Source organism: Labrys sp. HAY1-8F (genome assembly GCF_056754975.1).
In genome coordinates this window covers 4,007,520-4,027,312 of the sequence record NZ_JBPGWZ010000002.1, presented here as the reverse complement: position 1 = coordinate 4,027,312, position 19,793 = coordinate 4,007,520, and the positions used below count along the sequence as shown (strand labels likewise).

Annotated in this window: 19 protein-coding genes; 6 read left to right on the top strand and 13 right to left on the bottom strand. The window is 64.5% G+C overall.

Annotated features, from left to right (window positions below):
- Positions 1-15 precede the first annotated feature (15 nt).
- On the top strand, positions 16-1,053 hold the full coding sequence (locus ACR9ZN_RS27645) for an aldo/keto reductase (RefSeq protein WP_454812492.1): 1,038 nt from the start codon (positions 16-18) through the stop codon (positions 1,051-1,053).
- Positions 1,054-1,062: 9 nt separating this feature from the next.
- Here the strand turns inward: ACR9ZN_RS27645 and ACR9ZN_RS27640 are convergent, their stop codons facing one another.
- The 3 genes from ACR9ZN_RS27640 to ACR9ZN_RS27630 all read right to left on the bottom strand — a co-directional run bounded on the left by ACR9ZN_RS27640 (position 1,063) and on the right by ACR9ZN_RS27630 (position 3,013).
- Positions 1,063-1,788 (bottom strand): haloacid dehalogenase type II, encoded by a 726-nt coding sequence (locus tag ACR9ZN_RS27640; RefSeq protein ID WP_481273703.1) that lies wholly within the window; start codon positions 1,786-1,788, stop codon positions 1,063-1,065.
- A gap of 107 nt (positions 1,789-1,895) precedes the next feature.
- Entirely contained in the window at positions 1,896-2,432 is a 537-nt protein-coding gene (locus ACR9ZN_RS27635) for an HNH endonuclease (RefSeq protein WP_434954888.1), read from the bottom strand.
- A 374-nt stretch (positions 2,433-2,806) separates the two neighbouring features.
- On the bottom strand, positions 2,807-3,013 hold the full coding sequence (locus tag ACR9ZN_RS27630; protein ID WP_481273702.1) for a hypothetical protein: 207 nt from the start codon (positions 3,011-3,013) through the stop codon (positions 2,807-2,809).
- A gap of 379 nt (positions 3,014-3,392) precedes the next feature.
- Between ACR9ZN_RS27630 and ACR9ZN_RS27625 the strand changes: the two genes are divergently transcribed.
- Positions 3,393-4,850, top strand: a complete 1,458-nt coding sequence (locus tag ACR9ZN_RS27625; RefSeq protein ID WP_434954886.1) for a DHA2 family efflux MFS transporter permease subunit — start codon at positions 3,393-3,395, stop codon at positions 4,848-4,850.
- A 19-nt stretch (positions 4,851-4,869) separates the two neighbouring features.
- Here ACR9ZN_RS27625 and ACR9ZN_RS27620 read toward each other — a convergent pair whose 3' ends face one another.
- Positions 4,870-5,778 (bottom strand): hypothetical protein, encoded by a 909-nt coding sequence (locus ACR9ZN_RS27620; protein WP_481273701.1) that lies wholly within the window; start codon positions 5,776-5,778, stop codon positions 4,870-4,872.
- A 97-nt stretch (positions 5,779-5,875) separates the two neighbouring features.
- The gene (locus ACR9ZN_RS27615; RefSeq protein WP_454812485.1) at positions 5,876-6,295 is read right to left on the bottom strand and encodes a DUF983 domain-containing protein; all 420 of its coding nucleotides are present in this window, start codon (positions 6,293-6,295) and stop codon (positions 5,876-5,878) included.
- 157 nt (positions 6,296-6,452) lie between these two features.
- On the opposite strand from ACR9ZN_RS27615, the gene ACR9ZN_RS27610 reads away from it, so the two are divergent.
- From ACR9ZN_RS27610 to ACR9ZN_RS27600, 3 genes are all read left to right on the top strand, one after another.
- Positions 6,453-7,874: an aminotransferase-like domain-containing protein gene (locus ACR9ZN_RS27610; protein WP_481273700.1), complete on the top strand. Its 1,422-nt coding sequence runs from the start codon at positions 6,453-6,455 to the stop codon at positions 7,872-7,874.
- A gap of 281 nt (positions 7,875-8,155) precedes the next feature.
- The gene (locus ACR9ZN_RS27605; protein WP_454812482.1) at positions 8,156-9,343 is read left to right on the top strand and encodes a DUF2778 domain-containing protein; all 1,188 of its coding nucleotides are present in this window, start codon (positions 8,156-8,158) and stop codon (positions 9,341-9,343) included.
- 580 nt (positions 9,344-9,923) lie between these two features.
- Positions 9,924-11,411, top strand: coding sequence for a nucleobase:cation symporter-2 family protein (locus tag ACR9ZN_RS27600; RefSeq protein ID WP_454812481.1), 1,488 nt, complete (start codon positions 9,924-9,926; stop codon positions 11,409-11,411).
- A gap of 54 nt (positions 11,412-11,465) precedes the next feature.
- Here ACR9ZN_RS27600 and ACR9ZN_RS27595 read toward each other — a convergent pair whose 3' ends face one another.
- The 8 genes from ACR9ZN_RS27595 to ACR9ZN_RS27560 form a co-directional block, all read right to left on the bottom strand.
- The gene (locus ACR9ZN_RS27595; RefSeq protein ID WP_481273699.1) at positions 11,466-12,194 is read right to left on the bottom strand and encodes an HAD family hydrolase; all 729 of its coding nucleotides are present in this window, start codon (positions 12,192-12,194) and stop codon (positions 11,466-11,468) included.
- Positions 12,195-12,359: 165 nt separating this feature from the next.
- Complete coding sequence (locus tag ACR9ZN_RS27590) at positions 12,360-13,265, bottom strand: aminoglycoside phosphotransferase family protein (RefSeq protein WP_481273698.1); 906 nt, start codon at positions 13,263-13,265, stop codon at positions 12,360-12,362.
- Positions 13,266-13,305: 40 nt separating this feature from the next.
- Entirely contained in the window at positions 13,306-14,502 is a 1,197-nt protein-coding gene (arsK, locus tag ACR9ZN_RS27585; protein WP_481273697.1) for an arsenite efflux MFS transporter ArsK, read from the bottom strand.
- Between the two features lie 17 nt (positions 14,503-14,519).
- Positions 14,520-14,927 (bottom strand): arsenate reductase (glutaredoxin), encoded by a 408-nt coding sequence (arsC, locus tag ACR9ZN_RS27580; protein WP_481273696.1) that lies wholly within the window; start codon positions 14,925-14,927, stop codon positions 14,520-14,522.
- A gap of 83 nt (positions 14,928-15,010) precedes the next feature.
- Positions 15,011-16,042, bottom strand: coding sequence for an alpha/beta hydrolase family protein (locus tag ACR9ZN_RS27575; protein ID WP_481273695.1), 1,032 nt, complete (start codon positions 16,040-16,042; stop codon positions 15,011-15,013).
- A gap of 131 nt (positions 16,043-16,173) precedes the next feature.
- Positions 16,174-16,557, bottom strand: coding sequence for a VOC family protein (locus ACR9ZN_RS27570; RefSeq protein WP_434959578.1), 384 nt, complete (start codon positions 16,555-16,557; stop codon positions 16,174-16,176).
- The gene (locus ACR9ZN_RS27565) at positions 16,554-17,048 is read right to left on the bottom strand and encodes a heme-degrading domain-containing protein (protein WP_481273694.1); all 495 of its coding nucleotides are present in this window, start codon (positions 17,046-17,048) and stop codon (positions 16,554-16,556) included. The genes ACR9ZN_RS27570 and ACR9ZN_RS27565 overlap by 4 nt, the downstream gene beginning before the upstream one ends.
- Before the next feature lie 156 nt (positions 17,049-17,204).
- Positions 17,205-17,975 carry a DUF899 domain-containing protein gene (locus ACR9ZN_RS27560; RefSeq protein ID WP_434954874.1) on the bottom strand — a complete coding sequence of 257 codons (771 nt, stop codon included), beginning with the start codon at positions 17,973-17,975 and terminating at the stop codon, positions 17,205-17,207.
- Between the two features lie 332 nt (positions 17,976-18,307).
- On the opposite strand from ACR9ZN_RS27560, the gene ACR9ZN_RS27555 reads away from it, so the two are divergent.
- Positions 18,308-19,762 (top strand): M20/M25/M40 family metallo-hydrolase, encoded by a 1,455-nt coding sequence (locus ACR9ZN_RS27555; RefSeq protein ID WP_481273693.1) that lies wholly within the window; start codon positions 18,308-18,310, stop codon positions 19,760-19,762.
- Positions 19,763-19,793 lie beyond the last annotated feature (31 nt).

Sequence of the window (19,793 nt, the reverse complement as noted above, 5' to 3'; positions counted from 1 at the left end):
CCAGGGACGGAACCCATGCAACTCCCCATCATGCCCGGCAATGCCGCGCCGCGCCGGCTCGGCAAGACCTCCGTCATGCTCACGCCCGTCGGCCTCGGCGGCGGCCCGATGGGGGACATGTTCGAGAATCTCGACGAGGAGAAAGTCCGCGCCACCTTCAGGGGCGCTTGGGATGCCGGCATCCGCTATTTCGATACCTCGCCCTGGTACGGCCGCGGCCTCAGCGAATTGCGTTTCGGCGAGGCACTTCGGCAAAGGCCGCGCTCCGATTTCATCCTCTCCACCAAGATCGGGCGCACCTTCCACCGCCCCAAGGACGTCGATAATTACAAGGGCCCGTTCTGGTATGGCGGCCTCTCCTTTCAGGAGCGCTTCGACTACACCTATGACGGCGTGATGCGTGCCTATGAGCAAAGCCAGATGCGGCTCGGCATCAACCGCATCGACCTCCTGCTCATCCATGACCTCGACGTGCCGCATGTCGGCTCGGCCGACCTCGTCGCGCAGCATTTCCTCGATCTGGAGCGCTCGGGCTGGCGTGCGCTCGAAATGCTCAAGCATTACGGCGAGATCCGGGGCATCGGTGCCGGCGTCAATGTGCTCGGCACCATTCCCGAAATGCTCAAGCGCTTCGACCTCGATTTCTTCCTGGTCGCCATGCCCTATACGCTGATCGACCAGGGCCCGCTCGACCTCGAATTCCCGCTCTGCCAGGAGCGCGGCGTCGGTGTGGTGATCGGCTCGCCCTTTGCCTCCGGCATTCTCGCCACCGGAGCCGGCGTGCCCACGCCCTACTATCGCTACACCCCGGCCGCGCCCGAAATCATCGAGAAGGTGCGCAAGATCGAGGCCGTCTGCGTCGCTCACAACGTGCCGCTCAAGGCGGCGGCCTTCCAGTTCGTGCTGCGCCATCCCATCGTGGCGAGCGTGATCTCGGGCGCCGTCACGCCCGAACAGGCACGCGAGAATGTCAGCCTGCTCGGCGTCGCCATCCCCGACGCCTTCTGGAGCGATCTGCGCCAACAGGGCTTGATCCATGCGAGGGCGCCCTGAAAGGCGCCTTCAGCCTGAATGCGCCTTGCGATGTGCCTCTGCCAATGCGCCGAGGCTGTGGAAGTGAAAATCGGGCTCCGGCACGCCCTCGACCGCCAAAGTGGCACCGCCGTGCTTGCCGGCGCGGCGGTCGAGCCAGGCCCGGGCCAGGCCGATCCGCGATGCCGGGACGTGATCGTGGTGCAGGCTCTGGGCCGTATGCAGTACATCGGCCGGTTCGAGGCTGAACTGCAGCGACAAATGCTCGAGCAGATAGCTGAAATTACGCGGATCCGGCTTGTAGGAGCCTACATCCTCGGCGGTGTAGACCGCATCGAAGAGGCCACCGAGCTTGGTGTTGCTGCCGGCGAAGCTGCGACGGTCGACATTGGAGAGTACGGCCAGCCGGTAGTGCCGCTTGAGATAGGCGAGCGCCTCACGCGAATCCGGAAAGGCCGGCCAGTCCGGCACGGAAGCGCCGAAGCGCTCATGCAGGTCGGCATGGACGGCGATGCCCCAGTCCTGCGCCAGCCGCGCATGGGTGACGGCAAGCAGGGTCGAATAGAGCAACGATGGCGTTTCGAGTTCCTGCTCGGTCTCGCGGCGGGCAAAGGCGGTTAGCGCCTCCTCGCGGCCGATCGCGCGACCGCTGGCGCTGAGCAGCGGCTGAAGCGCGTTCCAGATCCCGGTTTCCCAGTCGATCAGCGTGCCGTAGCAATCGAAGGTCAAGACCTTGAAATCGGTGAGTTTCGGCATCTCTTTCTCCTCCCGGGGCCCTGCGATCCCACCCGCGTCGCCAGGCTCATGCCACCATGACGCGAAAAGGGCGGTGTCGCCACCGCCCTCCTCCGGTCCACCAATCCTCACGAAACCAGTTCGCTGTCCCAGTAGAGATAGTCGACCCAGCTTTCATGCAGATAGTTGTGCGGATAATGCCGGCTCGTCTCCAGGAGTTCCCAGGGCGAAGGCCTCGCCGGCTTGCGCAGGGGCTTCATGTCCATGCGATCCGCCTTGCGGGCGTTGCAGTCGCCGCAGGCCGCCACGATGTTCTCCCACGAGGTCGCGCCGCCCTTGGAGCGGGGAACCACATGCTCGAACTGCAAATCGCGCGCCTGGAAGCCATCGCCGCAATATTGGCAGGTGAAGCCATCGCGCAGGAACAGGTTGAAGCGGGTGAACGGCACCATGCGCTCCACCTTCTGGTAGTCGCGCAGGGCAACGACCGAGGGCAGGCGCATCGTCGTCGACGGGCTGCGCACCACGGCATCATATTCCGCCACCACGCTCACGCGGTCGAGAAAAACGGCCCGCAGCGCATCCTGCCACGACAGCAGCGAGAGCGGGAAATACCGCAAGGGTCTGAAATCGGCATTTAAAATCAAAGCGGGGTGGGACGACATGACTACCTCAACGCTCGAACTCCGGGGATTGGGCACTGGTTTGAGGAATGGATGACCGGTTATCCGGCCGGCGGCTGGTTTTCGCTGTCTGACTCCCGGCCAGCCCCGTTGGCTGGTCTAGCTGGACAGTTGTCCGGCAACGAAAAGACGGAATGATGACAGTAGAATGATGTGCACGCAGCTCTGCGCGATACGAGCATCTGCAGAGTTTCCCGGCGAGGCCTATGAGGGCCGCGCTGGGAAACTCTGCTTGGACAGGCATGCACGCATGCCCGGGCATGCGCACATGCCGCTTGCTTCGGATTGTTTGGAGTGTGCCGCGCGCGTACATACCCTCCTGCCATCAAGGCGGAGGGGACTGCCCTGCCGCCGGTTCAGATTCTCGTGTGATCCAGCGCCAGTCGGGCGACGATCATACGGTTCGTATTCGGCAATTCGCTGCCGCCACCTTTGCCCAAGCTGCAGATAGGCATGCCCATGCTCGGCACCAGGGCCGGCAATTGGGAGGCGTCATCCGCAAACGCAAAGATGTTGAAACTGGTCGGCAACGGCATGTCCGGTTCTTGAAGGAAGGGGCCCATCCCCTTCTCCATGACTAGGCTTATGCCGCCCGAAAACGACAAAAATCAAGCGCGAAAGCACCAATCACTCGCGAAAACAGCAAAAATTTCGAGAGAATTCGGCTCTTTTCCGATGAGCCTGATCCAATCAGATAATATCTTATACATGCAGATAAGATCTGGAGGATTCGCGGCATCGGCTCCTTCCGCCTGCGATGTGGCTTGTGTTTCGCGCAGCGCGATTCAGCTATGCGAAACTATATGTTGTCTCTCCCTACTTTTGCCATTTCGTCGGAACAAAAGCCTGCCTATAAATATCCAAGCGTCATGACCGGCGTCGAGTCGGCCACAATTTTGGCCCGCCCTTTGGGACGGGCCTTGTCATGAATTGCCTGCTCCCATGTCCGAAGTGACCGCCGGCCTGATGCCTCGAATGGCACGGCCCAATTTCAGAACCACTGCGCTGATCATTGCCAGCGCCATGTTCATGGAACAGCTCGACGCCACCATCCTGGCGACCGCCCTGCCCACCATGGCAAACTCCTTCGACGTCTCGCCGGCCCATATGAGCATCGCGCTGACGTCCTATCTGCTCAGCCTGGCAGTGCTGATTCCCGCCAGCGGCAAGATCGCCGACCGCTATGGCGCCCGCAGCGTATTTTCCATCGCCATCGCCGTGTTCATGCTCGGCTCGATCCTGTGCGCCTGGGCACCGACCCTGCCCGTCCTCGTCGCCGCGCGGCTGCTGCAGGGCGCGGGCGGCGCGATGATGGTGCCGGTCGGCCGTCTGGTGCTGCTGCGTACCGTCGACAAATCGGACCTCGTCTCCGCCATGGGCTGGCTGCTGGTGCCGGCGCTGATCGGCCCAATCCTCGGCCCGCCAGTCGGGGGCTTCATCGTCACCTTCCTCGACTGGCGCTGGATCTTCTACATCAACATCCCGATCGGCCTGCTCGGGCTGGTGCTGACCCAGATCTTCATTCCCAACATGAAGGAGGACAAGCGCGAGCCCTTCGACATGAAAGGCTTCGTGCTCTCGGGTGTTTCGCTCGCCTGCCTGCTGTTCGGCTTCGAAATGACCAGCCGCGGCAGCGCCGAGGAAGCGCCGCTCGCCATCGCACTGCTGGTGATCGGCGTCGTCAGCGGCGCTGTTTACATCGTCCATGCCCGCAAACCACGCGACTTCGCCCCGATCCTCGATCTGACGCTGATGCGGGTGCGCACCTTCCGCGTCTCGCTGGTCGCCGGCTCGCTCTCGCGCATCACGCAAGGCGCCCAGCCCTTCCTGCTGCCGCTGATGATGCAGATCGGCTTCGGCATGTCGGCAGTGGAGAGTGGCCTGCTTACCTTCGCCACCGCCTGCGGCTCCATGCTGATGAAGGCGGCAGCCAAGCCGATCCTCAAGCGGTTCGGCTTTCGCACCACATTGATCTGGAACAGCCTGTTTTCCAGCCTGCTCTATGCGGCCTGCGCCCTGTTCCGTCCCGACTGGCCGCATTGGGCCATCTTCGCCGTGCTGCTGGTCTGCGGCTTCTCGATGTCGCTGCAGTTCACCGCCTACAACACCGTCTGCTACGATGACATTCCGCCGACCCGCACATCATCGGCCAACAGCTTCTACACCACCTTCCAGCAGTTGATGCTGTCCTTCGGCATCTGCGCCGGCGCCCTCGCTCTGACCGGCTCCAAGCTGGTGCTGGGGCACGAACACGCCACGTTGACCGATTTCTCGATGGCGTTCCTGTTCGTCACCGCTATTTCACTGTTGGCTTCGCCGGTGAGCGCCAAGCTGCCGCATAATGCCGGGGCATCGATGAGCGGCCATCGCAATCGGCACGAGGCAGAGCAGGCGACCTGAGCGCTACGACGGCCGGCCCTCAGGTCACCGGGCTTTCGCGCCGATAAGGCTCGAGGGCATTGAGCCCTAGGAGTTCCGTCAGCCTGGCGCCATCACTGACGCGCCGGAACCACCCGGGTGCCATCCAGGGCGCGTCGCCATCCACATTGGGAGCGCCGCGCCCAGCCACGACATCCTCGATCCAGAGCGTCCTCGTCTCCAGCGAAATGCGCGTGAAATCGGTGCTATTGGGCACGCCGGCATGCGCATGCGCACTGGAAAAGGCGATTATCTCGCCCGGTTCGATCACCACCGGCTCGACCGCTCCGACATCCACCGGTGCGCTCAGATGCGGAATGGCATCATCGGCATCGACGGCATGGCGGCCCGCGATCCTGGAGCGGGCCAGCACGGCCTCGAGATCGAAGGAGGCGCTGTTATTGGGTACCGCCCGGGTCCACAGATCCGGATAGATTGCAAAGGTGCGCCCGGCCGTGATCGGATAGATCGGCGCCCACCAATTGGTCTGCGCATAGAGGTTGGAGCCCCAGGTGTCGCGATGGAAGGCGATGGTGGCGGTGCTGCGCGCCCTCGGCAGGTTCACAGCGGGAGCCTGATGAGGCTGGAAGCGAAGATGCAGCCGGTCACGGGCGAGTTTCTCCGGATCGAGCCCGAGCGTCGCGAAGACCTCACCCCACAGGCGCTTGACCTCCGCGGATTGGACGAACGCCTTCTGCAGCCGGGAAAACTCCTCGACCTGCCTGTCATGGGGCAGATGGCGATGAATCTCGGTCGGCTGATGCGGATGGAAAGCATCTTCCAGCAGGCTCCGCGTGAAGGCCACCAATGCCTGCATCGGCATCAGTCCGGCGAAACGGGCAATCTCACCGGCATAGATGTGGTCATGGAAATCGCGCGGCGATATGGGAGCGGCGAAGGACGAATACATACGGCGAGCCCAGCTGTTTCAGTCGATTGAGCATTTGCTCTTGGAGAGGCCCGCCATTCTGACCCATTGCAACCGGAAGAGGCAACCGCGGGCCCCTTCAGTTCTGCCGAGCCAGGCGCGGCGGCTCTTGCAGGACCTCGTCCGGCGGCACCAGGCGCCCCTCCTCCGCCTTGTTGATATATTGGCTCGCCACCAGCACACCCTTGATCGGGCGCAGGATCGGGATGCAGGAGAGCAGCAGGAAGGGCAGCGTGGTGACGAAATGCACCCAGAGCGGCGGCTCGAAGCTCAGTTCCATCCACATGCCGAAGCCGGTGGCCGGAAAAGCCATGGTCATCATTACGAAGAAGGCCGGCCCATCCGCCGGATCGGCGAAGGAATAATCGAGCCCGCAGGCGTTGCATTTGGGAGCGATCGTCAGGAAGCCGTTGAAGAGCTTGCCCTGTCCGCAACGCGGGCAGCGGCCACGCATGCCGCAGCGCCAGATCGATTGAGAGGCTGCCGATTGTTCTTCCATCGAAGAGCTCCTTCGTCCGCATCAAATGTATGGATTGATATTCCATACAAATATCGCTATCCTGCCTACAAGAATCAGGAGATCGGCCCTTAAAAATCAAAATCCTACGATTTTCTCGGACGATCAGCACATTCTTTGTATTATTGTAGGCATACAAATGCAAGACAATTTGCCTGCGGCATTCTGGCTCCCCGCCGAACTGGCCCGCGACGCGCCTAAATATCTCGCCATTGCCCAGGCACTCTCGGCAGATATCCGCTCAGGACGCCTGGCGCCGGGCGTGCAATTGCCGCCGCAGCGCCAGCTCGCCAAGGCGCTGGGTGTCGATCTCACCACGGTGACGCGGGCCTTCAACGAGGTTCGCCGTGCCGGACTCGTGGAGGGCAACACCAAGCGAGGCACCATCGTCAGCCTTGCCAGGATCGTGCCTCCCCGCGTGATCGTCGACGAACCCCGCTCGGCCGAGGCGATGGCCCTGATCGATCTGAGCATGAACATGCCGCCCCAGCCGGCCGAGGCCGGGCTGCGCGAGGCCATCGCCGAAGGCATCGCCACCGTCCTCGCCTCGCCCCATGCGCTGGCGCGGCTGCATTATCAGGACAATGCCGGCATTCCCGGCGACCGTGCGGCCGGTGCACGCTTCCTGGCGCCCCGCCTCGGGCCGGTCGCACCCGAGCGGCTGGTGGTGACCTCCGGCTCGCAAGCCGCCCTCTTCGCCGTGGTCTCGGCCCTGCTCGAGCCGGGCTCCGTGCTGGCGGCGCCTGAAGTCACCTATCCCGGCCTACGCTCGGTGGCCGCCCGCTGCGGCGTGAGGCTGGCATCGGTGCGCACCGACGGGGATGGCCTGCTTCCCGACGCGTTCGAAGAACTCTGCCGAACGAGTCGGCCGAGGGCGCTCTATTGCGTACCGACGCTCGACAACCCGACCACCGCGACCTTGTCCGCCGAGCGCCGGCAGGCCCTGGTCGCCATCGCACGCAAGCACGACATCGCCTTCATCGAGGACGACGCCTATGGCGCCCTGCCCGAGCAGAGCCCGCCTCCGCTCGCAGCCCTCGCTCCCGAGCGGAGCTGGCATGTCGCCACACTGTCAAAATGCGCGACGCCCGCGCTGAGATTGGCCTATGTCGTCACGCCGGGCCAGGCCGAGGCGCTCGAAATCACCGCCCAGACCCGGATCATCAATTTGATGGCGCCACCTCTGATGGCTGGCTTGGCGACCGCCTGGATCAAGGACGGCACGATGGCGCGCCTGACTGCCGCCATCCGCCGTGAGAACCACGCGCGCCAGACGGTCGCCGCGACGGCGCTGAACGGCTTCGCCTATCGCGCAGCCTCCGATGCACAGCATCTCTGGCTCAGCCTGCCTTCAGCCTGGGTCGGTGCCGATCTCAGCGCGGTCGCCCGCAAGGCCGGACTTGCTTTGGTCGGCAGCGCTGCCTTCGCCGTCGGCGCCCCGCCACCAGCCCTGCGCATCTCGCTCGGTGCGGCGCCGAGCCAGGATGCCCTGCGCCAGGGCCTCAACACGCTGGCAGCCCTGCTTTCGGTACCGCCGGAGGGTGTGCCGGGCATCGTATGATTGCAGCGTTCCCGGTCCACGAGCCCGCCCGGTATCGTCATGGACACGGTCACTCGCGCCGTCTTTCTGCCGATGGCCGCGGCTAACGAGCTGCACAATCGCGCGAACGGGACAATCCGGGCTCGGATGTAAAGGGTTTGGTTACCAAGATTGGGCAAAGATTTGCGGGTCGATCGGCGGATCGATGACGCGAGGCGTTTCCCCTCGCCAGCAACCGCATTCAGTACCCAACCGAAGGTCCTCGCGCCGCAAGGCCGCCTGGCCGTCCGGAAGCGAGTAACATGACCCACGCCCGTTCTCCCGGCAGCCATGTCCGAGGCCGAAGGCCACGCCGGAACACCGCCGGCTGGATGGCACTTGCGGGCCTTTGTTTCGGAGCGACCGCCGCGGCCTGGACAGCGATCGCGTTGGTGGCGCCCTCGATGGTCTCGGCCTCCAGGCCTGCCCATCTCCAACTACGCGCCGAAGATCCCTTCGCCCCCAAGGCTCTGGTGCAGGCGGGCGTGCTCCGGCCGGCGCCCCGCCCCACGGAACACGAGACTCCGGTCGCCGCTGCCGAACCCGCCCCCGACAACACCGGCCCCGAAATCGCGGAGGGCGTGCGTCTGCCCGCCCCGGGCGGACGCGTTCACCCGGCCTCACCCGTGCTGGCCAGCCTGATGTCCTTTGCCCCGGATGCCGACGGCACGCACGAGGCCCTTCCCGTCATTCGTTCCGTACAGACGGTCGCGGCCCTGCCTTCGCCGCCGGCGGAGCAGGTGGCGCCGGATGTCGTCGTCACCGGCAGCCTGCCCGAAGCCTCTGCCGAAGCCCTGCCCCTGCCACCGATCCGCCCGACCGGTGACGGCCAAATCGATGGCAGCCAGATTGACAGTCGCTTTGCCGAAGGCGATCCGGCCGATCTGGTGCCGCTACCGCCCACCCGTCCGGCCATCCCCCTGACAGCCCTTGCCTCCATTGCCCCCGATGAGGGACGCCCTCTCGACCGCCCCACCATCGAAGCGCCGCTGTCTCGGCCGGTGGCCGGCAATCGCACCGCGGTCTATGACATCTCCGCCCGCACGGTCTATCTGCCCAGCGGCGAGCGCCTGGAAGCCCATTCCGGCCTCGGGCCATTCCTCGACGATCCCGGCTCGGTGCATGTGAAGAACCGGGGCGCCACGCCGCCCCAGACCTATGACCTCAGGCCCCGCGAAGCCCTGTTTCATGGCGTTGCCGCGCTGCGCATGATCCCTGCCGGCGGATCCGGTACCGTCCTCGGCCGCGACGGCCTGCTGGCGCACACCTACATGCTCGGACCGCGCGGCGATTCGAACGGTTGCGTATCCTTCAAGGACTATGCTCGCTTCCTGCGCGCCTATCGCAACGGCGAGGTCAACAGGCTGGTGGTCGTCACCGGAAACGGCAAGGCCAGCAGCCAGATTGCCTCGCGCAACAAGAGCCGCTGGTGGTTTGCCTCCGGCCGCTGATCGCATCGAAGCACTTTGCGGCGTGAGGAAAGCCCCTCCGCAAAGATGCGTTCAAACAAAGGAGCGTTTACGCTCAAGCGCTTTTTGCTTTAGGATCGCAGCCTGTCATTCAATCTGACAGATCCGGCTCGCGCCTTGGCTGCGGCAGCCGAGTAGCCGCATCGTATTGACGACGGTGCCGCAATATTCGTCGCAGGCCGCCTGCCGCGCTACACAGGCATTATCACATCCGGCGCGGAAGTCCTTCCGATCGGGGCCTACTTCCAACAGCTTCTATCCTGTTGGATCATAGCTGCAATCAATAGAACGAAGTCAATTCTTCGAGTGCATGCTGGCCAAGGGAGACCGGAACGCTGCACTCCTTCGCCCGAGGCTCTTGAAAGTGCCGCGGCGCACCACTCGCTACGCCATGCCTGTCCGCCATTGCCTGCGTCCCCGCGCGGACGATGAGCAGCAGGCCAAGTACCCGTTTTGCATGCGGGCTTCCCCCGCATGGGCTGACAGGCCGTCGTGGCATCGCCTCGCGCTCGTCTGGTCCGGGAATTGCATTCGATAAGAACGCGTGAAGGAGGAAACCGGCTTGAGTTCAACATCCATCGGCACCGCTGCCCCTGCCTTGCAGCGCCCCGAAGACGAGAATCTGGGCATCGGCGCCAACCTGGCCTATGGCCTGCAGCATGTCCTGACCATGTATGGCGGCATCGTTGCCGTCCCCCTGATCGTCGGCCAGGCGGCCGGCCTGGCGCCTGAAGAAGTCGGCATGCTGATCACCGCCTCGCTGTTCGCGGGCGGTCTTGCTACCATCCTGCAGACCTTGGGACTGCCCCTTTTCGGCTGCCGCCTGCCCCTCGTGCAGGGCGTCTCCTTTGCCGGTGTCGCCACCATGGTGGCCATCGTCGTCAGCCCCACCGGTGGCGGCCTGCCGGCCGTGCTCGGCGCGGTGATGGCGGCCTCCCTGCTCGGCCTTCTGATCACGCCGATCTTCTCCAAGATCACGCAGTTCTTCCCGCCTCTGGTCACCGGCATCGTGATCACCACCATCGGCCTGACGCTGATGCCGGTGGCGGCGCGCTGGGCGATGGGCGGCAATCCCAAGTCTCCCGATTTCGGCAGCGTGCCCAATATCGCGCTCGCCGGTGCCACGCTCGGCACCGTGCTGCTCCTGAGCAAACTCGGCAACGCCGCCATTTCGCGCCTGTCGATCCTGCTCTCCATGGTGATCGGCACGGCAATCGCCATGGCCTTCGGCATGACCGATTTCTCCAAGGTTGCCAGCGGCCCCACCGCGGCCCTGCCCAGCCTGTTCCATTTCGGTTGGCCGACCTTCGGCGTCGCCGCCACCGTCTCGATGTTCATCGTCATCATCGTGACCCTGGTGGAGACCTCGGCCGACATCCTGGCCGTGGGTGAGATCATCGGTACCAAGGTCGACTCACGTCGCCTGGGCGATGGCCTGCGCGCCGACATGCTTTCCTCGACCCTGGCGCCGATCTTCGGCTCCTTCACCCAGAGCGCCTTTGCCCAGAATGTCGGCCTGATCGCGGTCACCGGCATCAAGAGCCGTTTCGTGGTGGCCACCGCCGGCTTCATCCTGGTGACACTCGGCCTGCTGCCGGTAATGGGACGGGTGATCGCGGCCGTACCCCCCTCGGTTCTGGGGGGGGCCGGCATCGTGCTCTTCGGCACGGTGGCGGCCAGCGGCATCCGCTCCTTGTCCAAGGTCGACTACGCCAACAACATGAACCTCATCATCGTGGCGACCTCGATCGGGTTCGGCATGATTCCGATCGCCGCGCCGCAGTTCTACGAGCATTTCCCGTCCTGGTTCGTCACCATCTTCCATTCGGGCATCAGCTCGGCCGCCCTGATGGCGATCACGCTGAACCTGGTGTTCAACCATCTACGGGCCGGTAATTCCGACCAGCAGTCCGTGTTCGTAGCCGGCATGGAACGCACCTTGCGCTACCAGGACATCTCGATGCTGCACGAGGGCGACTATTTCCTCAACGGCAAGCTCTACGATGCCAAGGGCAGCGAGGTGAAGGTCGAGGGCCCGGGCCATCACTGATACCGGATAAGGCCGCCCCCGGCCCCGGGCATGCTGGGGCCGGGGGCGGCCCTTTCAAGCCGGTGCCGTCCTCTTCAAGAGTTCGGGCAGATGCCGGATGATGCGATCCGGGCGAGCGTCGCTGGCCGCCGGCAGGCCTCGCCCGAAGGGGTCATGCCAGACGGCATAGATGCCGAGGCGCTGCGGCGCCACGACTTCCCATTCGAGATTGTCACCGACCATCCAGGCCTCTTGCGGCCGCACGCCGAGGCTGCTCAAAGCATGATCATAGGCCCGCCGGTCAGGCTTGCCGAAACCGTATTCGCCCTCGATCTGGATATGGTCGAACAGGCCGGAGAGCTGATAGCGCTCGATCTTGGCGCGCTGCATGTCCGCCGCGCCATTGGTCACCAACGCAAGACACACGCCTTCGGCACGTAGTGCCCCCAAGGTCTCGAGAGCGCCTGGGAAGAAACCATGCCGCTCCACCCGTACCGCCGCAAAGCGCTGGCAGAAGCGCACGGCCAGGCTCGGCACCCCCCATTTCTCAAGGGCGGCCGAGATCACGGCTAGCCGCACTTCGGCAATACTGCTGCCGCCGAGGCTCAACCGCGCCGCCCTGGCCCTCTCGGGGTCGGACCAGAAGGCCTGGAGCGCCTCGTCGAGCGCGCCGGCAACATGGTCGGCCGCATGCGGGCCAAGCTCGGCTGCGAATTCACCAGCCACATCCTGCAACGCCAATAGGCGATCCCCTTCGGTAATGAGGGTATCGTCGAGATCAAAGAGAATGGCCCTGGGCAGCATGGTCGAACACCTCAGCAGCAATAAGCGCCTTCTCGGCTGAACGCTTGCTCACTCAGACTTCTTGCTTTGACGCGTTTTCGCAATGAGGAGTCTATCGATCTTCCGGAAAACGCTCCGGTAGGAGATTGGCACCTGGCACAGCTCGCGAAAACCAAAATCGCGGCGTCAGGCTGGCCCGTTCTCGGCATGCTCATCCAGCACGGCGGCGATCACCTCCCGGGCCGATCGTTCGGTGGGCAGAATACTGCCGTGCCCACAGCAGATGAGCAGGGCCTTCCACAGGGCCCAGCCACGGGCGCGGGCCCAGATAGCCTCGTCAAATCCCGCCCCAGCTGCCAGTTTCGCCTTGAAGGCCGCCCGGCTCTCGCCCCGGAGGAAGGTCCAGGCGATCACCAGATCGCAGGCGGGATCGCCGACGGCACTGCTGCCGAAATCGATCACGGCGCTCAGCTTCCCGTTGCGTATCAGCAGGTTGCCGACGGCGATATCGCCATGCACCCAGACGGGAGGCCGTTGCCACCGTGTCGCCAGCGCCCCCTCCCAGACCCGGCCTGCCGCGCCGGCGTCGATTTCGCCCCGTAATTGGTCGAGGCAGCGCCGCGTCTCGGCGTCATAGACGCTCAGCGCCCCGCCACGATAGAAATTGTCCGCACCGGCGGGCGGCCCCTCTGCGGGCGCACGCTGCAGCGCCAGCAGGAACTGCGCGAGGTCGGCCGCGAATCCAACGGGATCGGCGAGATGCTCGAACACCGCCGGCTCACCCTCGATCCAGCGATAGACCGACCAGGGATAGGGATAGCCCTCCGCGGGACGGCCGAGGGCGAGCGGTGCGGGAATCGGCAATGGCAGATGCGAAGCCAGCATGGGCAGAAAGCGCCATTCCTTCTCGACCTGCGGCACATAGGAGGCGGCGGTCGGCAGGCGCACCTTCTTGTCCTCGCCCAGGCGGAAAGTGGTATTGTCCCAGCCATTGCGCTCGACCCGCCGGACCGGCTGATCGGCCCAATCAGGAAACTGGCTATCGACCAGGCGGCGCACCAGTTCGGCTTCGATCGTCAAGCGGCCGGCCATGCGGCATCCTCCCGTTCCACCCAATCGCCGACCTGCACCACTAAGCCGTCCGCGCTGGCTCCACCAGGAAGCGGATCGCCAGGAAGGACAGCCCACCAAGCCCGCCCAGCAGCGCCGTCACCGCCAGGGACAGGCCGGCGCCGATGGAAGTCAGCGCAAAGGCGAAAGCAAAGGGCGCCATCGCCGCCACGATCAGGCGCGCGGCCATCACCTTGCCCTGCAGCGTGCCATAGCCCTCGCTGCCGAACAGAGCCAGAGGCAGGGTGCCGATCACGATGCTGAACAGCCCGTTGCCCAGGCCGAACACCACCGCAAACACCACCGCGCCCGTGGCGGAGGGCGCCGTGAGGGCGAGCAGCGCCACCGAGGCCGGCATCAGCGTCGCCGCGATCAGCGCCAGAGCGATCGACGGCAGGTTACGCCCGAACACCATGTTGACCAGGCGGCTGAGCACCTGGGACGGGCCGAACAACGTACCGATCATCGCTGCCGACGCACCGAGCCCGAGGCCCGACAGCAGCGGGATCATATGGACCAGAATGGCCGCCACCACCAGCGACAGCGCGGCAAAGCCGACGATCATCAGCCGGAAGCCGAGCGGGCGTTGGGCGGGCGCGAGCAGCCCTATCACGGCCGGCTGCTGGCCGATCGTCCTGCTGTCCCGCTTCGACAGGCCGAGGGAGAGCCAGACATACAGGGGAAAACAGACCGCGAGATTGAGCCCGGCAAAGACGAGATAGACACCCTGCCAATTCATGCGCTCATGCAGGGCCGACGTAACGGGCCAGAACACGGTGGAGGCAAAGCCCGCTATCAAGGTGAGATAGGTGATGCTGCGCTGGGCCGCGCGTGGCCGGATCTGCACCAGGAGAGCGAAGGCAGCGCCATAGAGCACCAGATTGGAGGCAATCTCCATCACGATCAGCGCCGCCACGAAACTCACACCGCCGGGCGCCATGGCACAGGCAGCCAGTGACGCCGAAGCGCCGAGGGAACCGACCGCCATCACCCGGCCCGCCCCGATCGCGTCGATCAGCCGACCGACCCAGGGGGCGGTTGCTCCCCCGATCAGCAGCGCGCCCGAGAGGGCGCCGAACACCCATTCCGTGGTCCAGCCCAGGCCCCGCGCCATGTCGGCGGCCAGGATGCTGAAGCTGTAATAGAGCGTGCCATAACCGATGATCTGGGTGATGCCGAGGGCGATGATGGCCGCAACCGGCGAGCGTTCCGTATGCATGTCTGGATCAGTCGCAATCAGGTCCGGCGAGGGGTCACGACTTCGCCGTCTTCCTTGACGAAGGCCGCAACCGGATGGTCGAGCAGGTCGAGTACGGCTTCGGACGGGCGGCACAGGCGCGTGCCGCGCGCCGTCTCGACGATCGGCCGGTTGATCAGGATCGGATGGGCCAGCATGAAGTCGACGATCTCACGGTCGCTCCATTGCGGGTCGCCCAAGCCAAGCTCGGCATAGGGTGTGCCCTTCTCGCGCAGGAGGTCACGCGGCTTCATCGCCATGGCGGCCAGCAGCGCGACGAGCTTCTCCCGCGAGGGTGGCGACGTAAGATAGTCGACCACCACCGGCTCCTCGCCCGACTGACGGATCATTGCGAGGGTATTGCGGGAGGTGCCGCAAGCGGGGTTGTGATAGAGGGTGACGCTCATCGCAGGGGCTTTCGATCGGAAGCTAAGAGCCGGCGCCGACGCTGCTCCGACAAAACACCCATCGCATGGGCGCGGCCTATGGCTCAAGGCCCCTGCCCTGCGCCAAGGTGCCGCCGGAAGAAGCGGAGGACCTCAGCGTTGAAGTCCCGATGGAAGGCAACCCGGTCGAAACCCGCCCCATCCGTGCAGATCTCCGCTTCGCCGAAATCGGCGGCGGCCTTGGCGAGTTCAGCGCTGCAGGGCGCCAGGAAGGCGAAATGCCCCGCCTTGGCGGCAACATGCAGTTCCGGCCGGGCGGTGAGATTGTGCGCCACCGTGTCGGCATCCTTCGGCCCCACGCCATCGCCGCCGAACTCGGAGGCCCACAACTGCACGGGAACGGTGACCGGCCGCAGGCCTGCTACGGTGAATTGTGCCCCGAAGGCCGGGTCGGCGATCACCGCCGCCTTGATGCGCGCATCATGCGTCAGCGCCCGGCCGTCGGTCGCACCGGCCTCGATCTGTGCGCACCAGCGGTTGCCCGGATAGGTCGGGCATTGACCAAGGATGAGCCGGAAGTCCGGCGTGCCGCCGATGGCCGCAAGCCCGGTATAGCCGCCCCTGGAAAAGCCGAACACGCCGATCCGCTCCGGCGCGATCCGGGCGGCGCCGGGCCAGCCCGCCAGCATGAAATCGACCAGCCGCTTGATGTCGTCGGGGCGTTCCAGCATGGAGGCGATGTCCCCCGGCCGCCTCGTTGCCGAGCGGCCGCTATCCAGGGGATGGTCGACAGCCGCCACGATGAAGCCGGCATCGGCCAGCGCCAGCGCGGTGTCGCGATGACTGACGAAGGAGCCGCCGACCCCGTGCGAGATCACCACGAGCGGCATTTGCATGCCGGCGAGCGGACAATCGCGCACGGCCTCCACCACGATCGGGCCGAAGCGGTTCGCGGTGGGGGTGCCGCCGGCGCAGGGATACCAGACGCCGCCGGTGAGCGCCGGCCGGCCGCCACCGGCCGGAATCTCGATCAGGCTCAGGCCAGCCGCCCGGCTACCGGCCGGTGCCAGCAGGCAGAGCAGCGGCAGAAAAGCGAACAGCAGCAGGCGCAGGCGTAATGGGACGGGCGGTCTCATCGGGCTTCTCCGGATCCGGTATCGGGAGAGGCCTGCCTGCTCCGATTGCACCTGCCGGTCGTACCGGATCGCAATCGAGGTCGTACCCGCACGCGATCCGGACCCGACGCTGTCTTGCGATCAATAGGCCGTCAGGATGGTTGCCCGCCGCCTAACCGGGCATGGCGGCTTGAGACGGAGACAGGATTGCCGCAGGGATCCTTGGCATTGGCGAACCGATAGCCGTCGGCCGGATGAACCGGACCAAACACCAGGCCGTTTCGGGCGCTCAGCGCGCAGAACGCATCCACGTCCTCGACATCGAACACCAGCTTGACCAGGGACTGGCCACTGCGCTGCCCCTTGCCGGCCTGATGCAGCATCAGGCGCATGCCTCCGCCCGGATTGACCAGTTCGACGATCCTGTCCTCGGGGTGGCGTATCGCCTCGAAGCCGAAATGCTTTTCATAGAACAGCACCATCGCCTCGATGTCTCTGGCGTAGATCAGCAGCCGGTTGAGCGGGACGGCCTTCAGCTCAGCAAGCCTTTCTTGCCGAAGTGTTGCTCGAGGAAACGGGTAATGATCTCCACCACCAGCTCATGGTCGGCCTGCTGGGGCAGGCCCGATATGGTGATGGCGCCGACCAGGCCCGTGCCCTCCACGATGATCGGAAAGCTGCCGCCATGTGCGGCATATTCCTTGGGATCGACCATGAAGCGATCATGGAAGGAGGGACCGCCCGGCAGCGTCGACTGGCCCATATAGAAGGAGGAATGTCCGAACCGGTAGACCACCGCCGATTTGCGCGCGATCCACTGATCATTGTCGAGCGAGGTTCCGGCCAGGGCAGCATGGAAGAGCTGCTGGCGGTTGCGGCTGACATTGATCGCCACCGGCAAGGCGCGCTCGCGGGCGATGCCGAGCGCCAGCGTGCCCAGATCGATGGCGATGTCGTTGTCGAAGGCCGGGAAGGTGAGCACCGCCTCCTGGTGCAGCAGCTCGCTCAGCGTGATCTCGTCGGGCATGTGGGCCTCCTTGCCCGACGATCATGCGGGGACCCGCCACCCCTGGCAAGACGGCAGGCGAATTCCCGCACAGGCAAGGCGTGCACCAGTGTGCCGCCCCACCCTTATGATTTGATAGGGTTGTGGAAACGCCCTTCCACGAACCAGTAGCGCCCGCTATTTGCGGAAGGTCGCCTCGCCCGCATCCGAGACCTGCACCCAGCGCTTGTCGGGTGCCGCGCCCGCGACGTAGGCGTCGTTCCAGTTCCACCATTTATAGGGCGGCGTCTGCGGATAGCCCTCGGGCGAATCTTCCCAAGACTCCTGGCGGCCGAGCGGGGTGATGTCGAGATAGTTCCAGGTGCCGCCCATCTGCTCGTCGCCGCGGCTGTTGACGAAATAGGTGCGGAAGATCCTGTCGCCGTCGCGGTAGAACACATTGGTGCCGTGCCATTCGCCCACGCCGAAATCCCAGTCGAAATCGTCGATCACGGTGTACCAGGGCATGGTCCAGCCCATGCGCTGCTTCAGCCTGGCGATATCGTCCTGAGGTGCCCGCGAGAGGAAGACGAGTGTGGTGTCACGGGCATTGAGATGAGAGAGATGGGCGACCTGGTCAGCCACCATCGAGCAGCCCCGGCAGGCATGCTCGGGCCAGCCGAACACACCTGGCTCGAAAAAGGCGCGATAGGCGATGAGCTGGCTGCGCCCCTCGAACAAATCCGCAAAGCTTGCCCGGCCCTGCGGCCCCTCGAAGACATAGGCCTTCTCCACCGCCATCCACGGCATGCGCCGGCGCTGGGCTGCCAGGGCGTCGCGGGCCCGGGTATGCGCCTTTTCCATCGCCAACAGCCGCTCATGCGCCGCCTGCCAATCCTGCGGCGACACCACTGGCGGAATGTGCATGCCCGTGGCTCCGTCCTGTCCATTTCCGGCTGAAGTCGTCATCGCAAATCTCCTCATTTCGGCCAGTCGCGTCTCGCGCGCCAAGCACATCGGCACGCGCCGCCGCTGGCTCGTCATCGGTGAGGAGAGAGTGCCACCGGGAAGAGGAGGGGTGGGAGTAACAAGTGTGACGGTATTCGGGAGGGTCTCCCGATCGAAAGCCCATGCCGGAATTACCGGCAACGGCCTGCGTCGTTTCGGCACGATCAAAGACAGGCATGTTGTATCGATTTATCGCGGCTTGTCGCACGAGGTTTTTTGGCTAGGATAATCAACATAAAGCGCCCGGAAAGAGGAGCAGTTTCATAAAATTTAGAATACCAAGAGGAAAAGTTATGAAATTGGGTCCATCTATTCTTTTAAATTGCGCGACGGTTTTCGGCGTCATCGCCCTTATAGGCTCGACCTCTCCTCTCGCGGCGCAGGAATCCGACAAGACGGTCGAGCTTCTTCAGCAGCTTCTGCGCTTCGATACATCCAACCCGCCGGGACGAACGCTGGAGGAAGCGACCCACCTCAAGAAGATCTTCGACGCCGCCGGCATCGAGAATGAAATCATCAAGACCCCGAAGGAAGGCGTGGCTCACTTCATCGCTCGCCTGAAGGGCGACGGCAGCAAGAAGCCTGTGCTTCTGGCTGCGCATTCGGATGTGGTGCCGGTTGAACGGCACACCTGGAGCGTCGATCCTTTCGCCGGCGAAATCAAGGATGGCTATGTTCTCGGCCGGGGTGCCATGGACTTCAAGGGTGGACAGGCGGTGTTCGTCCAGGCTCTCCTGGAGCTCAAGAAAAGCGGTGTCGCGCTCTCGAGGGACGTGATCTTCCTGGCCGAAGCCGATGAAGAAGCCGGCGATTACGGCACCGACTGGCTGGCGAAAAATCACTGGGACAAGATCGACGCCGAATTCGTCTTGAATGAAGGCGGCTGGATCTTCCAGGACAAGAAAGGCGTCACCCGGCAGGTCAACATCACGACGCGTGACAAAATCTATGCCGGTCTCAGGCTCAAGGTGACGGGTACGCCCACGCACTCCTCGCGCCCGCAACCGGACAGCGCGGTCGGCAAATTGACGAGGGCCCTGGCGAAATTGTCGGTATGGGACACCGAGCCCACCCTCACCGGCCAGACCAGGGCCTATTTCCAGGCCCTTTCATCGAGCGCAACCGGGCAGATGAAGCGCGATCTCCAGACCTTGGCCTCGAGCAGTGACGCTTCGGCACTGAAGAAAGCCGGAAAACGCGTCTCCGCCACCGGTGATTACCCATTGCTCTGGCACGCCCTGATGCGCAATACGGTGGCGACGACGATCATCAAGGCCGGGGTGAAGGAAAACGTCATTCCCGGCACGGCCGAAGCCTATGTGAACGTGCGCCTCATTCCGGGCTCGACGCCCTGGGACGTGCGAGCCCAGGTCGAGAAAGCCATCGCCGATCCGGATATCAAGATCAGCGTCGACACCACCCTGTCGGAAACCGACGCCAAGGCCTACTACAAGAAGCGCACGGAAGCCGAGGCATCCCCGACCGACACGCCCCTGTTCAAGGCTCTCGAAACGGCCGGAAAGAAGACATGGCCCGAGGCTACGGTGGTTTCGGCCCTGTTCGAGGCCGGTACGGACGCTTCCGCCTGGCGAGACCGCGGGATACCGACCTATGGCATCTATCCATACCCGCTGGACAATGAAACGCTCGAACGCATGCACGGCAATGACGAGCGCATCGCGGTCAAGTCTTTGAAAGAAGGTACGTCTTTCATTTACGACACACTGGTCGGCGTGGCCGCGAAGTGATCACCAGTCCTCCTTCCCGCGGGTTGGAAGG

Excerpts from the sequence above, each read along its gene's own strand:
- ACR9ZN_RS27590 (WP_481273698.1), bottom strand. The coding sequence starts at position 13,265 with ATGGCCGGCCGCTTGACGATCGAAGCCGAACTGGTGCGCCGCCTGGTC.
- ACR9ZN_RS27595 (WP_481273699.1), bottom strand. The coding sequence starts at position 12,194 with ATGCTGCCCAGGGCCATTCTCTTTGATCTCGACGATACCCTCATTACC.
- ACR9ZN_RS27555 (WP_481273693.1), top strand. The coding sequence starts at position 18,308 with ATGAAATTGGGTCCATCTATTCTTTTAAATTGCGCGACGGTTTTCGGC.
- arsK (WP_481273697.1), bottom strand. The coding sequence starts at position 14,502 with ATGCATACGGAACGCTCGCCGGTTGCGGCCATCATCGCCCTCGGCATC.
- ACR9ZN_RS27615 (WP_454812485.1), bottom strand. The coding sequence starts at position 6,295 with ATGGAAGAACAATCGGCAGCCTCTCAATCGATCTGGCGCTGCGGCATG.
- ACR9ZN_RS27560 (WP_434954874.1), bottom strand. The coding sequence starts at position 17,975 with ATGACGACTTCAGCCGGAAATGGACAGGACGGAGCCACGGGCATGCAC.
- ACR9ZN_RS27620 (WP_481273701.1), bottom strand. The coding sequence starts at position 5,778 with ATGTATTCGTCCTTCGCCGCTCCCATATCGCCGCGCGATTTCCATGAC.
- ACR9ZN_RS27575 (WP_481273695.1), bottom strand. The coding sequence starts at position 16,042 with ATGAGACCGCCCGTCCCATTACGCCTGCGCCTGCTGCTGTTCGCTTTT.
- ACR9ZN_RS27645 (WP_454812492.1), top strand. The coding sequence starts at position 16 with ATGCAACTCCCCATCATGCCCGGCAATGCCGCGCCGCGCCGGCTCGGC.
- ACR9ZN_RS27640 (WP_481273703.1), bottom strand. The coding sequence starts at position 1,788 with ATGCCGAAACTCACCGATTTCAAGGTCTTGACCTTCGATTGCTACGGC.
- ACR9ZN_RS27565 (WP_481273694.1), bottom strand. The coding sequence starts at position 17,048 with ATGCCCGACGAGATCACGCTGAGCGAGCTGCTGCACCAGGAGGCGGTG.
- ACR9ZN_RS27630 (WP_481273702.1), bottom strand. The coding sequence starts at position 3,013 with ATGGGCCCCTTCCTTCAAGAACCGGACATGCCGTTGCCGACCAGTTTC.
- ACR9ZN_RS27625 (WP_434954886.1), top strand. The coding sequence starts at position 3,393 with ATGTCCGAAGTGACCGCCGGCCTGATGCCTCGAATGGCACGGCCCAAT.
- ACR9ZN_RS27610 (WP_481273700.1), top strand. The coding sequence starts at position 6,453 with ATGCAAGACAATTTGCCTGCGGCATTCTGGCTCCCCGCCGAACTGGCC.
- arsC (WP_481273696.1), bottom strand. The coding sequence starts at position 14,927 with ATGAGCGTCACCCTCTATCACAACCCCGCTTGCGGCACCTCCCGCAAT.
- ACR9ZN_RS27605 (WP_454812482.1), top strand. The coding sequence starts at position 8,156 with ATGACCCACGCCCGTTCTCCCGGCAGCCATGTCCGAGGCCGAAGGCCA.
- ACR9ZN_RS27635 (WP_434954888.1), bottom strand. The coding sequence starts at position 2,432 with ATGTCGTCCCACCCCGCTTTGATTTTAAATGCCGATTTCAGACCCTTG.